We start from the raw sequence: 14,972 nt of genomic DNA on the forward strand, positions 1-14,972 counted from the left end.
AAATTAACCAAGATAGTTTTCTGTTTTTACTCCCTGTGTAAGACAATTACTCCCAAGGAGCCGGCTTGCGAATTTGCTCCCACACAGGACTATATAAAGCCTCAGTCAACTCCCGCGCCATTTCCACCATACCCACATAACCCGCGTAGGGATGATGACGTTCTTGGTTAATATCTAAAAAGGGAATTCTGGCTTTTAAAGCTGTATATTGATTTCTACCGCCAGCAATCAGCATATCTGCGTTAGTCTCTGCAATTAATTTCAGGAGTTCGGAAGCGTTTCCTTTCTCCAGCATAATACCATCATTACCCAACAAATTTTTAATTTTAGCTTTATCTTCTTCCGTACTTTTGCGGGTACTTGTGGCCACAACTTCAATTCCCAAATCCTTCGCAGCGGAAATAATTGACCAACTTTTCACACCACCAGTATAGAGAACAATGCGTTTTCCTTTTAATTTTTCTCGATAGGGAGCAAGTGCAATATCTAAGGCCGCTGTTTCTTCAACAATGAGTTTTTCTGTGCGTTCCTGTAAATCAGCATCACCTAATTTAGCCGCCACAGTTCGCAAACAACGGTTAATATCATTAATGCCATAAAATGACTCTTCAATGTAAGGAATACCGTAACGCTCTTCCATTTTTCGCGCCATATTTAAAAGCGCTCGTGAGCAGATCATGACATTTAATTTTGCCCGGTGAGCATAACGCACTTCTTGATAACGAGCATCACCAGTAATTTTTGATAAAACCCTAATTCCTAACTTTTCAAATAATGGTAAAACTCCCCACATTTCCCCTGCAATATTGTATTCACCTATTAAATTAATATCATAAGGGGTAGTATATTCAGGTTCAGCAGTTCCCACTACATATTCTAGTAAAGCTTCACCACCAAAACGATTACCTAAGTTTTTACTACCAATAAATCCCGGAGCAATAACAGGAATGACAGGAGTGCCAATTTTTTGGGCTGCTACCTTACAAACTGCATCAATATCATCACCAATTAAGGCTGTAACGCAGGTGGCGTAAACAAAAATCGCCGCAGGCTTATAATTTTGATTAACTTCTAAAATCGCTTTATAAAGCTTTTTTTCACCGCCGAAAATTACATCATTTTCCCCAACATCGGTAGTAAAACCTGTTTTATAAAGCATTGGACCAGAAGACAAACTCCCACGACTTCCCCAGGAATTTCCAGCACAAGCGATCGGACCATGAACCAAATGAGCCGCATCAGTAATTGGGACTAAAGCAATCATCGCACCATCAAAAGCACAACCCCCTTGAGCCGCACCTGGTTGAGCTTGTTGGGTACAAGATTTATTCTTTTTTTCTCCCTGTTTTTTTTGATTATGTTCACATCCTGATTCACTCAGCAATTCGTTAATTTTACTTTGCTTGACTTTCATTTTTATTCTCCCGTTAGATAGAATTTATTAACAATACAAATCTTGATGAAAGTCCATCATCAAAATAATGATTTCCACAAAATTACAGCCAAATTCACATATTTAGACTACAGTTTAAATTAATATATTTCTTCCTTTGCGTCTTAGCGCGAAACAAGATTAACTTAATATTTACACAGATAAACCTACAAAAAAGATATGTATTTATCTATATTTTCCAGAGTGGGATTTTCATAACATTGATTAACACTGATGAAAACAGATCATTTTTCTAGGAACTTATGGGAAAATTCATCTGTCAGGTAGATGAAAGGAACAAAGAGTAGGCTATTTAGGCTAATGGAATTGGAGATAGGGGAGAGGATTTTAGGGAATTTACCCAATTTCCTGTCCCCTTTGCTTATTTGCGACCGAAAGGAGGGGAAAATCCCACCCCTAGATAATTCTTAACGAACTAAGTCGTAGGAAATATCGGTTTGACCAGGAACATTGGTAGTACGGTCAATTTCTTCAAAGATTGTATTGACAATCCAGTTCAACAGGTTAATAACACCTTTATAACCAACAGTTGCGTAACGGTGGTAGTGGTGACGGTCCATGATAGGATAACCAATTCTCACCAAAGGTACACCACAATCACGCCATAAATACTTACCGTAGGAGTTACCAATTAATAGGTCTACGGGTTCGGTAAATAACAAGGAGCGTAAGTGCCACAAGTCCTTACCACCCCAGATTTTAGCGGACTTACCGAAGGCGCTAGAATCTAACAATGCTTGCAATTCTTTCTCAAATACTTCATTGGTGTTGTGAACCAAGATGTGTACTGGTTCAGCACCCATTTCCAACATAAAACCAACTAAGCTGTAAACTAAGTCAGGATCACCATAGATAGCGAAACGCTTACCATGTAACCAAGCATGGGAGTCAGTCATTGCGTCAACTGCACGACCACGTTCGATTTCTAACTCTTCAGGAATAGCCTTACCAGTCATTTCGCTGAGTTTCATCAAGAACTCATCAGTTCCCTTGATACCCCAAGGACGAGAAACACAAACGTCTTGACCCCATTCCTTAGCAATGTATTCACGGGTCTTGGCTGTGGAGTAAGCTTGAAGAGCAATAGTAGCTTTACCGTTAATGGAATCTGCTGCATCTTCGAGCTTAGTACCACCTGGGTACATATTGTACGCACCATCATTAGGTGAGTCAACATAATCACTGTTGTCAGATAATAAGGTGTAGTCAAAACCGAATAGGTTAGCAATGCGCTTAACTTCGCGGTTGTTTTCTACGTAGGTATCAAAACCAGGAATAAAGTTGATTTTACCGTTGCTCTTGGCTTTCTTCTTACCTGCGGTTAAGGTAGAAAGGATTCCCTTCATCATGTTATCGTAACCAGTGATGTGAGAACCAACGAAGCTAGGAGTGTGAGCAAAAGGAACTGGGAAATCTTGAGGAACTGAACCAGCTTCTTTCGCGTTACCAATGAATGATTGTAAGTCATCACCGATAACTTCTGCCATACAGGTGGTACAAACAGCAATCATTTTAGGATTGTATAGTTTGTAAGAGTTAGCCAAACCATCAATCATGTTTTGCAAACCACCGAATACAGCCGCGTCTTCTGTCATGGAAGAAGAAACACCAGCAAATGGTTCTTTATAGTGACGGGTTAAGTGGGTACGGAAGTAAGCCACGCAACCTTGAGAACCTTGAACGAAGGGAAGAGTACCTTCAAATCCTACGGCCGCAAACATAGCGCCTAAAGGTTGACAACCTTTAGCTGGGTTAACGGTTAAAGCTTCCCGCGCAAAGTTCTTTTCCCGGTATTCCCAGGTTTTTGTCCAGTCTGCTACCCGTTGTACTTCTTCGGAAGTGTGGCCATTTTCAAACTGTTTCTTGTTTTCAAACAGTTGTTGATATTCTGGTTGGTGGAATAGCTCAACGTGATCCTGAATCTTTTCTGGATTCTGAGGCATTTTCTGTATCTCCTGCGGTGTATGATGTTTGCGTTTGGTGGAGAGTCGGAAATACCACTCAAGATTCAGAATGCAAAATTCAAAACTGAGAATTTTTAATTTTGAATCTTGAATTTCCAACTCTCCTGGGGTTTTACCCCAGATTTTTGTTCCCTAGACGGCCGCTTTAGCTTTAACTTTAGCTTGAGCTTTTTTGTTCCAGGGAGCGCCAATTAATCCCCAGGTTGGGCTGTTGAGCGCCAAGTCCATGTCACGAGCGAAAATTGCAAATCCGTCGTAACCGTGGTAAGGACCGGAGTATTTATTCTGCTGGTTTAATAGGTTTTAACTAAAAAAATTGAGGATCTCTGCATTATGAAGCAGTATACCCCGACATACGTACAGTTTAGACTTTTTGCAATACAAGGATTGACAGTAAGGACTTAATTACTGGAAATGTAGGTTGGGTTGAACGACAGTAAAACCCAACATTAACATCCTGTAAATCCTCAAATCTTGGACATCCTGATTCTGACAAGTGCTATAATGCTATTTTAGCAAAGCTTAGTGAGGACACTATGAGCATCACGACCTTAACAAAATTAGACTTTGGACAATTCTTACAACAACGTCCCGATGATGGTATTTATGAATTAGTAAATGGAGAAATTGTTAAAGTGGAAGCAATTAGAGCGCGTAAAAATGTAGCCCGATATTTAATGTTTGGTTTTAATGATGAAATTCGGCGGTTACAACTTGATTATATTGTAGATAAAGATATTGTCATTAGAACAGTTACCAATAGGGGCGATCAAAGAGGAAGAAACCCAGATGTGAGCGTAGTCAGTGCATCTTTATGGAACTCTAATGTCACAACTTATGGAGCTTTAATTGACGCGATTCAATTAGCAGTAGAAGTAACATCAACAAATTGGGAAGATGACTATATTGATAAATTAGAAGAATATGAAAATCTGGGAATTAAAGAATATTGGATAGTAGATTATTTAGCAATCGCTTCTCGAAGTTATTTAGGAAATCCTAAATTACCAACAATATTTGTTTATGAATTAATTGACGGAAAATACCAAGTTAAAGCATTTACAGGAACAGAAAAAATTATTTCTCCTACCTTTTCTGAGTTAAATGTTACAGTTGAGGACGTAATTAAAGCTAGTCAAATTCATAATTTATAATCATCATAAATATCGTCCAAAATTGCACTAAATATAAGATACAGCACTTCCGGGTGTTATGAGGTACATATTTAGCGGGCAAGACTTGTACTGAGTTTGCCGAAGTATGCCCGCACTACAAGAGTTTGATCATTCAACTTTGTACCTCATAAAAGCAGAAACCGCTGTAAAGGTTCTGATTCTTTGCGTGACCCGTATTTATACATTTGATCTATCCACCAATTTTTATTTCTGGTCGAAAGCGTGAAAAAGTTAGGGAGAAACTATGTTTGCATGAGACATATTTATTTTTCTAGTAAATATAAACTAAACAGACTTCACCCCAACCCCTTCCCTAGAAAGAGATTTTCCCTCCTTTCCTAAGAGGAGAGGGGTAGGGGGGGAGGTTTATTTGTAACTCTCGCAAAACATGAAAACAAACTTAGCACAGGAAATACAGCAGGTAAATCTGCGTTTGAAGTCTGCAAAGACAAGGGTAACAATCCGAGAATCAAATGGATGTCTGCAATTACGGGCAACCTTACCTATTAAACCAGGAGATGAGGATATCAGAGGAACGGGAAAAAAACAATACAATCTCAGTTTAAATATTCCAGCAAATTTATCAGGACTGAAAACTGCGGAGGAAGAGGCTTATGAACTAGGTAAGTTAATTGCTAGAAAAACCTTTATTTGGAATGATAAATATTTGGGAAATTTAGGAAATGAAGATATTAAAAAAGAGTTAATAACCATTGGTCAATTATTAGTAAAATTTGAAGATGAATATTTTAAAACCCATAAACGCACCACTAAAAGTCAACATACTTTTTTCTATTATTTTTCCCGAATTAAACGTTATACAAATGCCAATGATTTGGCTAATGGGCAAAATTTGATTAATGCAATTGAGAAAATAGATAAGGAATGGGCTAAATATAATGCTGTTCGGGCTATTTCTGTATTTTGTCAAGTTTTTAAAATTGAAATTAATTTAACTAATTATGCTAAAGTTCCTGAAAGTAATTCTCGCAATATTCCCACTGATAAAGAAATAGTTACTGGATTTTACAAGTTTGATGAATATCTAAATAACAGAGGTAAACAAGTTAATCAAGATGTCAAAGATAGTTGGCAACTTTGGCGTTGGACCTATGGAATGTTGGCGGTTTTTGGTTTACGTCCCCGTGAGCTTTTTGTTAATCCTCATATTGATTGGTGGTTAAGTAATGAAAATATAGATTTAACTTGGAAGGTTGATAAAAACTGTAAAACTGGGGAAAGAGAAGCTTTACCTTTATATAAAGAATGGATTGATGAATTTGATTTAAGAAATCCTAAATATTTGCAAATGTTAGCCAGAGAAATCAGTAAAAAAGACCAAAATAATCATGCAGAAATCACGGCTTTAATCCAAAGGGTGAGTTGGTGGTTTAGAAAAATTGGTTTGGATTTTAAACCCTATGATTTACGTCATGGTTGGGCAATTCGAGCGCATATTTTGGGCATTCCTATTAAGGCTGCGGCGGATAATTTGGGTCATAGTGTGGAAATTCACACCAAAACTTATCAACGTTGGTTTTCTTTAGATATGCGGAAATTAGCAATTAATCAGGCTTTGAGTAAACGGCATGAGGTAGAGTTGATTAAGGATGAAAATACGGGGTTGAAAATGGAGAATGAACGGTTGAAGATTGAGGTGGAAAAGTTGAGAATGGAAATGGTTTATAAACGGAGTTAAGTTTGGTTAGTTAAGAATCTCATTTTTTGGTGTTGCTGAAATTAAATCAGCAACGCCAAAAAGAATTATATGATGTGCGATCGCTGTATTTTTAACAGATATCGCATCATCAATTAATCACCTATTATCTACTGTAATCGCAGATTTGCGGAGGTTCTTTACCTGATAACAGTCCGGTAACTTGAAAAGGTTTGCTAGAATTGCTAGGATCAAAAGAGATTAAAGAAGCATCAATCACTTTAAAATCACCAGGTGCATTCAAGCGCCATAATTTCGGAGTTTTACCTACAGGAAAAGGTTGATCAAAACAGTAAGCATTGGTATCACCATGAACTAATAACACTGGTTTATCTAAATTTGCCGCCAATGTCTGCAATTGTTCACAAAAACCTTTGTACGCATGATTATTTAGACATCTGCTAAAAACATCACCTGTACTACCATCAGGAGCAAAAGGATCTAATTGAGTCGCTACAACTACAGCTGATGTATCACTATCTTTTGCCATTTCAAAAGCATGATTCAGCCAAATAGCATTCTCTTTATCTCGTTCATCAACTAATTGATTAACTTTGATAGGATCATCAAGAAATATCTCAGTGCGTCCATTATCAGTGCTGACGATATGTTCTGTTACAAAACGGACACCATTATACCACCAAGTTTCATTTTCAGGTAAAGTGGCTTGTTCTTCATATCGCCATTCAGGATTGAGAGTTTTAGGTTGACTAAAGAACACCTTTCTAATTGCGTCTAGTCTTTCCAACTCTGATTTTCTAACAGCTAGACCTTCCCGATCGCAATCAGTCCAATCATTATCTCCTGGTGTAAAAAACACAGGTTTAACTATATCGGTTTTCCAAAACGTCTTATTTTTCTCCAACCAAGTATCATAACAAGTATCCTGGGGACGACCAAGATCACCCAAATGAATTACAAAGGGTATATCTTCACGTTGGCGGAATTTAGGCGCAATATCTTGGATCAAAACTTGCTCATCAGTTCTACCATCTGCTGACTTGGCGAAATAAGGCATATCACCATAGGCTGCAAAAGTAACTTTTTCAGCAGCAGCGAAACTTTCAGAATTTATACCAGTTACGAAAACTGATAAAAACACTAAAACACTACGGAATATTAAATATCTATAAAGATATTTCAGAATCAACTTCCATTAGACATCTGGTGAAAAATATTGTAGAGACGTTCCATGGAACGTCTCTACAAGGGTTATAACTCACGCACATTTAATTACCGGAGATGTCTATTAGAGTCTTTGAGAGCGATCGCATTCTTGTTTCCTTTGCATCTTAGCGCGAAATTTTCATGAAAGCACACTTGAATAAACTCAAAATAGTTGTAATTGTAGTTGCTATAATCAAAACAAAATGACAGTTGGTTGAAAATGGAGAATGAACGCTTGAAGATTGAGGTGGAGAAGTTGAGGATGGAAATGGTTTATAAACGGAGTTAAGTTTGGTTAACCAAGAATATTATTTTTGTAAAGTGTGGTATAACTGGTTAATGAATAATTATCTCAACCACCTAGCCAAAAAAATGCTATGATTAGTCAATGGGTAAACTAAGTAAATTAATTAAATATCTTCTTTCTTTCCTGAAGCCAGATTTGAAGAAATTAGTTATGTTTTGGAAGCATTTGGATATCAGGAAATTAGAGCGAAGGGAAGTCATCACGCTTTTGAAAATGATCAAGGAGAAGTGATTATTATTCCCAAAAAAGGGGGTAAAAAAGTTAAACGAACGTATATTGAAGAAACGATTAGATTACTAGACTTGGAAAATTGGCAAGATGAAAACTAATTCTCAACTTGAGCATCAATCTTTAGAATATTATCTGTCTTTAAAATATCCCATATCTCTTTATCCAGAAGAGGACGGAGGATATACAGTAATGATTGCTGACTTACCAGGTTGTATGAGTCAGGGAGACAATTTAGAGGAAGCGATAGAAAATATTAATGAAGCGCGAGAGTTATGGATAGAAGCTGTTTATTGTAGTGGTAAAAAACAAATTCCTTTACCTTCTAAACTAATTTATATCATTAATTCGTGAACAACCATCAAAAATTTTATCCAAACTGCTGACAACATAATCAACCAGGAGATCAGTCTATGGAAAGTATGAAAATTAAAACACACATTGGTAATGATAAAATGATGAAAAAACAAGCAGGATTTTAGTTTTGTTTTATTTAATCCATTTTTTATAGACGATGTTGTTTTTAAAGTATGATATTTTCTGGAGAAAATAATTACATATTAAAAATATGCTAGAAAAACTAATCCTTCATAATTTCAAAAGCCATAAATCAACAGAACTCAATTTTGATAATTCCCGATTACATGGAATTGTAGGAAAAAACAGTGCCGGTAAAACAACAGTCCTCCAAGCATTGCATTATCTAAGCATGATTCCTGATACATCCTTTGAAAAAATATTTGAGTATGATAGATCACCTCAATTCATTACAACAATTGGCGAAAAAAATATGTCTGTTACTGCGAGTGGTTATTGGGAAAATCAAAAAAATTGCCAAGTGTCCTATAGTTTGGAGAACAAAAATACTAATAATTGGATTGCAAAATTATCATGGAATATAGATGGTAATAAAAGTAGTTGGACAAATGAAAAACTATATGGTTCATATTCATACTCACCACAAGATCCACCTTTACCATCTAATTTTTTCAAGCCTACTGTTTACCTAAAATTAGTTGCAAGTAATCTTGCTAAACCAGCTTACAGTCAAGAAATTACGCCAAGAGTTGAGTCTGATGGTTCAGGATTAGCACCTACCTTAGATTTTCTGCGTGATGAAGCTCCAGATAAATTTCAATTAATAGAAGAAAAGCTGAGTCGAATTGTCCCAAATGTCCGCAAAGTTGGCATAAAACGAGCAAAAGTTCCAGTCATTCGCAAACGTTTAATCGAAGTAGATGGTAAATCTATTTCCTATGAAGAAACTCAGGAAATGACAGGACAAGAGGTGGTACTAGACATGAATACAGGTGAACGTATTCCAGCCCATGCAATTAGCGAAGGAACAATGTTAACATTAGGATTATTAACTGTACTAATGAATCCTAATCAACCTAATTTAGTTTTATTAGATGATGTGGAACAGGGACTTCATCCTCAAGCACAACGGGAGTTAATGACTGTGTTTAAAGAAATCATCGCAGAAAATCCCAACTTGCAAATTATTTTCTCTACTCATTCCCCTTATATTATTGATGCACTTACTCCTTCTCAAGTTCACATCTTAAATAACAGTAAATCAGGTTTCACAATGTCCAAACGTTTGGATGAACATCCTGATGTAGAATGGGCAAAAGAAACCTTGACAACAGGTGAATTTTGGGATGCTGAAGGTGAAGATTGGGTAACAGAAGGAGAAGTCTGTGATTGAGTTTATTGTCATAGTTGAAAGTGGTGCAGATGCCAGAACAGCTACTAAATTAGCCGAGCGAGTTTTACAAGAAAAATTCGATTGGTTAGATGATGATAGTCTTCAATATCATTTTCAGTGGACTGGGTTAGAGGAAGGAACACAACATTCTTGTTGGAGAGACATTAGAAAAATAATTGATGATGCAAAAAAACAACTAAAATATAATGAACCCAGATATTTAGGTCATGATAGTAATAATGTACCTTTAAAAGCTGATGGAGCAAGAGCTATTAAGGCTCTTAATTTAGTGCGATTTCTGCAAAAAACACGACAGATTAAAGCTGTTATTTTTATCCGTGATTTAGATAATCAACCGGAACGTAAAGAAGGACTTAAACAAGCACGTTCAGAACATATTAATAAAACGCCGAAATTAGAAATTATCATTGGTGCTGCTGATCCAAAACGTGAAGCATGGGTTTTAAATGGCTTTATTCCATCAAATCAACAAGAAGAACAAATACTAGAAGAAATCAAAAATAAATTGAGTTTTGATCCTTCCATAGAGTCTCACAGATTACGCGCTATTTCTGAGAAAGAACCTGAACGAATGAGAAATGTAAAAGTAGTAGTTAAACAACTTACAGGAGATGATAAGGAACGGGAAAAGCTATGTTGGGAAAAGACAAAATTAAAACATCTACGAGAAAGAGGAGTTGATACAGGTTTGACAGATTATATCTGTGAAGTTGAGGAACGATTAGCTGCAATTCTTTGGTCTGATTAAGAACTATTTTCCTATCAATTGCTATAATCAAAACAAACTGAGAAAAATCCTGCTATGATAGCCATTCCCCAACAACCAGCAAAAATGACCATTGAGAAATATCTTGCATGGGAACTTAACCAAGATATTCGCTATGAATACATCAACGGTGAAGTTTTCGCCATGACCGGTGGTACAATCCCCCATAATGATATTGCTCTCAATCTTTACAGACCTCTATATTCTCATCTCCGTCCTAGAGGTTGTCGAATCAATGTATCAGATGTAAAAGTACAAGTTACCTCTAAAGGTCCATACTTCTATCCTGATCTGATCGTTAGTTGTCACCCTGAAGACATCAATGCCCGTAAATTTATCCAAAATCCTAAATTAATTGTTGAAGTTCTTTCTCCCAGTACAAGCGGTAAAGATAGAGAGGAAAAATTTAAATATTATCTCACCATACCCAGTTTACAAGAATACATCTTGATTGATTCTGAAAAAATCTCCGTTGAACGTTATTGTCGAGGAGAAGGAAGAATGTGGCTTTATTATCCCTACACTACTGGAGACATGATCACCTTATCAAGTATTGCATTTGAATTTCCCATAGAAATGCTTTATGATAGTGTGGGGTTGGAAACAGAAACATAAAATCACATTTCCAAAATAAAGATGAAATTTAATCTCTTATTAAAATTATGGCAAAACGTAAAAAAAGTAATTTCCAATGGATTAAGGAAACCCTAGAACTGAAACCAGATCATCATTGGGAATCTCCCCCAGAATACAATATTTTTGTGGCAGGTAGGGGGGCTGTGCGGTTTAATGTTCCTCGTGGTTGGATAACTCAACCCCAGGAAAAATCATTTAAGTTTACAGATAAAAAACCACCTGATGATGATTGTTGTTTAGAAATGTCTTACAATCATTTACCTCCTAATGATTGGACTCTGTTTCCCCTCAAATCTACTTTAAAGAAAATCATGGAAGATGATAGTCGTGATGTAATTGCAAGAGGAGAAGTGATCACTGTCAAAAGACAAACGGCTAAAATTATGTGGTGTGAAATTAAATTTATTGACACTCAAACCGAACCCAGAGAAGCATTTTCAAGAACCTGTGTTGGTTTAGGTTCTAATATTCAATGTTTAATTACCTTTGATTATTGGGCAGATCAGGCAGAACAATTAATACCCGTTTGGGATGAAGTCATGCGGAGTTTAACACTAGGATTATATATCAGAGATCCTAGAACCGGTTTAGCTTTTCCTGATTAAAAGGTTAATTAACAAATCATCTGTATTTATCTGCGTTTATCTGCGTTTAATTATGATTTATTGTACCTCACTCGAATGGTAATTACTGATGGTAACTATTTATAGTAGTTATTGGACTAGATTGGCACAATGTGGTTAGATGTTATGGAAAACGTAATTTCCTTTTTCATACCTCTTCTTAATATGCAAACTAATCCTCTTAAACAATTACAAGTCAATCTTTCTGTAACTGCTGCTACCATAGCCTTGTTGGTGACAGCGCCATCAATAGCTCATGGTCAAAATAATACCACCACTAAGCCAGCCTCATCAACTCCTAAGACATCAGTAGTTAATACATCCATTACTGAGGCTGAAGTGCTGGCTGCTCAGAAAGCCTGGGGTCAAGCATTGGTTTCCATTAGCACTACCTATGATGAGAAAGGAATGGCCGCTGCTAAGAAATTAGCTGACGATATAATAGATACACTATACGCTTATCAATCTGGACTAGTGTTGTTTAAACCAACCTTGACAACTGGAGATCAGACCTTCCGCACAACACACAAAGGAGCTTTGTCTTATTTTGTGGGTGGTGATTCCTCTTTCCCTCAAGATACTGGTTTTGCTCTCAAAGGATGGCGAAAAGTGGAAATTCGCAACGCTGGTATTTTTATTGTTGGTAATACTGCTACCACTATGGGTAATGTTTCCATAACTGATAAAACAGGTAAAGTGACAACAGTAGATAAAACCTGGCAGTTTATTAGAGGTGGTGATGGGAAATTGCGTATTATTCTACACCATTCTTCTCTGCCCTATAGTCCAAAATAAATATGAAATAGATCCCCGACTTCTGGGAGAATTCGGGGCTATGAAATATCTCTATTAAAGATCAAAATGATTTTACATTTCTTTACAGAGTTTATTTTTCATGCCAACTTATTTATTTTCAAGATATTGGGTAAACTAGAAGCGATAAAGTAAACCATTACACAGATTGGTAATTCAATATTCATGGCAAATCCCACCGCAACTCTGGAAACTTCCCTTGGTACTATTACTCTTGAACTATTTACCGATGTTATGCCCATAACGGCGGGAAATTTCATCAAATTGGCCAAAAGTGGGTTTTATGATGGGCTACATTTCCACCGTGTGATCAATAACTTCATGGTGCAGTTTGGTTGTCCCTACAGCAAAGATCCTAGCTCCCCCCGTGCAGGAACAGGTAATAGTCCTCATGGGTGTATTCAAGATGAGCATCCTGAAGATGGGAAACTTTCTAATGAACCGGGAACTCTATCTATGGCTAATACCGGGAGGCCTAATAGTGGTAGTTGCCAGTTTTTCATCAACACTGTCCACAACTCCTATCTGGATTGGTTTACCCCCGGTCAATCTAAGCATCCCGTGTTTGGTCGAGTTACTGAAGGCATGGATGTATTAAAAGCCATCGAAACCACTCCAACAGGATCTGGCGATCGCCCCAAAACTCCGGTGAAAATGATCAAAGTAACTATCCACGAATAAACTAGAATAAACCGAAAAATTGGTGCGGGGATTTTCGCCGCACATCCCTATTTTCAGGCAAAATCCTCTGTTTTTTTCATTGTTCACCCGACAAACTAGATCCCCAATTTCTCGGATCATTAAATGATAGCATGGTAATTACTGATGGTAACTATTGACTGGGTTGGCACAACGTGGTTAGATGTTACTGAAAACTTTTGTAACTTGCTCTTAATATGCAAACCAATCCGATTAAACAATTACGAGTCAATCTTTCTGTAATTGCTGCTACCATAGCCTTATTGGTTACATTGTTGGTTACAGCGCCATCAATGGCTTATGGTCAAGTTAATAGTACCATCACTAGGCCAGTCTCATCAACTCCTAAGACATCAGTAGTTAATACATCCATTACTGAGCCTGAAGTGCTGGCCGCCCAAAAAGCCTGGGGTAATGCATTGGTTAATATCAGCACTACCTATGATCAAAAGGGGATGGCTGCCGCTAGAACATTAGCGGACAAGGTAATAGATGAATTATATGCTTATCAGTCGGGCTTGGTGTTGTTTAAGCCAACCTTGACAACTGGAGACCAGACCTTCCGCACGACACACAAAGGAGCTTTGTCTTATTTTGTGGGTGGTGATTCCTCTTTCCCTCAAGATACTGGTTTTGCTCTGAAAGGATGGCGAAAAGTGGAAATTCGCAACGCTGGCATTTTTATTGTCGGTAATACTGCTACCACTATGGGTAATGTTGACATTACTGATAAAAAAGGTAAAGTCACAACGGTAGATAAAACCTGGCAGTTTATTAGAGGTGGTGATGGTAAATTGCGTATTATTCTACATCATTCTTCTCTGCCTTATAGTCCAAAATAAATATGAAATAAACCGCCGACTTCCCCCGGAAGTCGGGGATATGAAATGCTGTTGCTTAACTCAACCTACAAATTACTCCTGTGTTTCTTCCTCAGTAAAAACAGGAGGCCATAATTCAGAAATAGGCAATTCCCAACCTGGTAAAAGTTCGGGTAAAGTTAAAATATCATTGTTTCTAAAAACAATTGGTTCACCTAATTTGCGATAAACTGTAACAGTTTCTTCATCAGGATCAATTAAAATTCCGACTACAGCACCCAAATTAATAAAATTGAGAATCTTCTTTTTTAAAGTCTTAATTCTATCACTTTGAGATTTAATTTCTACTACTAAATCAGGTACAAGTTCACCAAAATAACGAGGACTTTGACGTAACCTTGCAGCACGGACAAAGGAAACATCGGGAGCAGTTAAATTACTATCTGGTAAAATAAAACCTCCCGCAGAATCAAATACTCTTCCTAAGCGACGGGGATTTATCCAAGCAAAGAGGAAAGCAATTAAACGACTGCTAATTTCACTAGATACAATATCCGATGGACCCACAATAGAAATTCTCCCGTTTTCTAATTCCATATCATAATCTAAACCTGCATCATTGATAGCAGTTTGCAGTTTTTCTACATCTTTAATAGTCATGATCGGCATAATTTGGGACTCCTGAAAGATAAGATATAGTTGATTAATATTTTACATTAGACCTGTTGTGAAATGTAAAAATATGCTGTTAACGAGAAAAGATATGGAACAAGAAAACGTGATTAATTAGTGAGCGATCGCTGTGGTCAATTGTCTGATAGCGTAGCGTGGCGCAAGCCATATCAGGATTTCCAGGATTTCAGGATTTACA

At 37.0% G+C, this 14,972-nt stretch carries 15 protein-coding genes and 1 pseudogene; 11 read left to right on the plus strand and 5 right to left on the minus strand.

What is annotated here, in order from left to right; all coding sequences use genetic code 11:
• Positions 1-46: 46 nt before the first annotated feature.
• The 3 genes and pseudogenes from nifE to ACIR131C_RS27310 all read right to left on the minus strand — a co-directional run.
• Positions 47-1,414 (minus strand): nitrogenase iron-molybdenum cofactor biosynthesis protein NifE, encoded by a 1,368-nt coding sequence (gene nifE / locus ACIR131C_RS0106555; RefSeq protein ID WP_028089552.1) that lies wholly within the window; start codon positions 1,412-1,414, stop codon positions 47-49.
• 446 nt (positions 1,415-1,860) lie between these two features.
• Complete coding sequence (gene nifK, locus ACIR131C_RS0106560; protein ID WP_028089553.1) at positions 1,861-3,396, minus strand: nitrogenase molybdenum-iron protein subunit beta; 1,536 nt, start codon at positions 3,394-3,396, stop codon at positions 1,861-1,863.
• Positions 3,397-3,549: 153 nt separating this feature from the next.
• Positions 3,550-3,696 (minus strand): annotated as a pseudogene (locus ACIR131C_RS27310) (nitrogenase molybdenum-iron protein subunit alpha); the annotation flags it as partial.
• Between the two features lie 257 nt (positions 3,697-3,953).
• Here ACIR131C_RS27310 and ACIR131C_RS0106570 point away from each other — a divergent pair.
• Both ACIR131C_RS0106570 and ACIR131C_RS0106575 read left to right on the plus strand, forming a co-directional pair.
• Positions 3,954-4,571, plus strand: coding sequence for a Uma2 family endonuclease (locus tag ACIR131C_RS0106570; RefSeq protein WP_028089554.1), 618 nt, complete (start codon positions 3,954-3,956; stop codon positions 4,569-4,571).
• Positions 4,572-4,980: 409 nt separating this feature from the next.
• Positions 4,981-6,291 (plus strand): site-specific integrase, encoded by a 1,311-nt coding sequence (locus ACIR131C_RS0106575; RefSeq protein ID WP_028089555.1) that lies wholly within the window; start codon positions 4,981-4,983, stop codon positions 6,289-6,291.
• A gap of 124 nt (positions 6,292-6,415) precedes the next feature.
• Here ACIR131C_RS0106575 and ACIR131C_RS0106580 read toward each other — a convergent pair whose 3' ends face one another.
• Positions 6,416-7,411 (minus strand): metallophosphoesterase, encoded by a 996-nt coding sequence (locus tag ACIR131C_RS0106580; RefSeq protein ID WP_231395405.1) that lies wholly within the window; start codon positions 7,409-7,411, stop codon positions 6,416-6,418.
• Between the two features lie 515 nt (positions 7,412-7,926).
• On the opposite strand from ACIR131C_RS0106580, the gene ACIR131C_RS22080 reads away from it, so the two are divergent.
• The 9 genes from ACIR131C_RS22080 (at position 7,927) to ACIR131C_RS0106625 (ending at position 14,122) form a co-directional block, all read left to right on the plus strand.
• Positions 7,927-8,112, plus strand: a complete 186-nt coding sequence (locus ACIR131C_RS22080) for a type II toxin-antitoxin system HicA family toxin (RefSeq protein WP_035371596.1) — start codon at positions 7,927-7,929, stop codon at positions 8,110-8,112.
• On the plus strand, positions 8,102-8,365 hold the full coding sequence (locus ACIR131C_RS0106590) for a type II toxin-antitoxin system HicB family antitoxin (RefSeq protein ID WP_028089557.1): 264 nt from the start codon (positions 8,102-8,104) through the stop codon (positions 8,363-8,365). Before ACIR131C_RS22080 ends, ACIR131C_RS0106590 begins: the two co-directional genes overlap by 11 nt.
• A 214-nt stretch (positions 8,366-8,579) precedes the next feature.
• A complete protein-coding gene (locus tag ACIR131C_RS0106595; protein ID WP_028089558.1) occupies positions 8,580-9,722 on the plus strand; it encodes an AAA family ATPase in 1,143 nt (380 codons plus the stop codon).
• Positions 9,715-10,491: a hypothetical protein gene (locus tag ACIR131C_RS0106600; protein ID WP_028089559.1), complete on the plus strand. Its 777-nt coding sequence runs from the start codon at positions 9,715-9,717 to the stop codon at positions 10,489-10,491. The genes ACIR131C_RS0106595 and ACIR131C_RS0106600 overlap by 8 nt, the downstream gene beginning before the upstream one ends.
• A gap of 54 nt (positions 10,492-10,545) precedes the next feature.
• Complete coding sequence (locus tag ACIR131C_RS0106605) at positions 10,546-11,124, plus strand: Uma2 family endonuclease (RefSeq protein WP_028089560.1); 579 nt, start codon at positions 10,546-10,548, stop codon at positions 11,122-11,124.
• Between the two features lie 47 nt (positions 11,125-11,171).
• On the plus strand, positions 11,172-11,750 hold the full coding sequence (locus tag ACIR131C_RS0106610; RefSeq protein WP_028083637.1) for a hypothetical protein: 579 nt from the start codon (positions 11,172-11,174) through the stop codon (positions 11,748-11,750).
• 144 nt (positions 11,751-11,894) lie between these two features.
• Positions 11,895-12,563 carry a hypothetical protein gene (locus tag ACIR131C_RS0106615; protein WP_231395406.1) on the plus strand — a complete coding sequence of 223 codons (669 nt, stop codon included), beginning with the start codon at positions 11,895-11,897 and terminating at the stop codon, positions 12,561-12,563.
• 183 nt (positions 12,564-12,746) lie between these two features.
• Positions 12,747-13,262, plus strand: a complete 516-nt coding sequence (locus tag ACIR131C_RS0106620; protein ID WP_028089562.1) for a peptidylprolyl isomerase — start codon at positions 12,747-12,749, stop codon at positions 13,260-13,262.
• Positions 13,263-13,477: 215 nt separating this feature from the next.
• On the plus strand, positions 13,478-14,122 hold the full coding sequence (locus ACIR131C_RS0106625; RefSeq protein ID WP_028089563.1) for a hypothetical protein: 645 nt from the start codon (positions 13,478-13,480) through the stop codon (positions 14,120-14,122).
• Between the two features lie 72 nt (positions 14,123-14,194).
• Here the strand turns inward: ACIR131C_RS0106625 and ACIR131C_RS0106630 are convergent, their stop codons facing one another.
• Positions 14,195-14,770 (minus strand): Uma2 family endonuclease, encoded by a 576-nt coding sequence (locus ACIR131C_RS0106630; RefSeq protein ID WP_028089564.1) that lies wholly within the window; start codon positions 14,768-14,770, stop codon positions 14,195-14,197.
• Between the last annotated feature and the right edge of the window lie 202 nt (positions 14,771-14,972).

The sequence above is a fragment of the Dolichospermum circinale AWQC131C genome, assembly GCF_000426905.1.
GTDB classification, from domain to species: domain Bacteria; phylum Cyanobacteriota; class Cyanobacteriia; order Cyanobacteriales; family Nostocaceae; genus Dolichospermum; species Dolichospermum circinale.

Coding starts and splice junctions, on each gene's coding strand:
- ACIR131C_RS0106590 (WP_028089557.1), top strand. CDS start 8,102: ATGAAAACTAATTCTCAACTTGAGCATCAATCTTTAGAATATTATCTG.
- ACIR131C_RS0106630 (WP_028089564.1), bottom strand. CDS start 14,770: ATGCCGATCATGACTATTAAAGATGTAGAAAAACTGCAAACTGCTATC.
- nifE (WP_028089552.1), bottom strand. CDS start 1,414: ATGAAAGTCAAGCAAAGTAAAATTAACGAATTGCTGAGTGAATCAGGA.
- ACIR131C_RS0106575 (WP_028089555.1), top strand. CDS start 4,981: ATGAAAACAAACTTAGCACAGGAAATACAGCAGGTAAATCTGCGTTTG.
- ACIR131C_RS0106595 (WP_028089558.1), top strand. CDS start 8,580: ATGCTAGAAAAACTAATCCTTCATAATTTCAAAAGCCATAAATCAACA.
- ACIR131C_RS0106610 (WP_028083637.1), top strand. CDS start 11,172: ATGGCAAAACGTAAAAAAAGTAATTTCCAATGGATTAAGGAAACCCTA.
- ACIR131C_RS0106605 (WP_028089560.1), top strand. CDS start 10,546: ATGATAGCCATTCCCCAACAACCAGCAAAAATGACCATTGAGAAATAT.
- ACIR131C_RS0106615 (WP_231395406.1), top strand. CDS start 11,895: ATGGAAAACGTAATTTCCTTTTTCATACCTCTTCTTAATATGCAAACT.
- ACIR131C_RS0106625 (WP_028089563.1), top strand. CDS start 13,478: ATGCAAACCAATCCGATTAAACAATTACGAGTCAATCTTTCTGTAATT.
- ACIR131C_RS0106620 (WP_028089562.1), top strand. CDS start 12,747: ATGGCAAATCCCACCGCAACTCTGGAAACTTCCCTTGGTACTATTACT.
- ACIR131C_RS0106570 (WP_028089554.1), top strand. CDS start 3,954: ATGAGCATCACGACCTTAACAAAATTAGACTTTGGACAATTCTTACAA.
- nifK (WP_028089553.1), bottom strand. CDS start 3,396: ATGCCTCAGAATCCAGAAAAGATTCAGGATCACGTTGAGCTATTCCAC.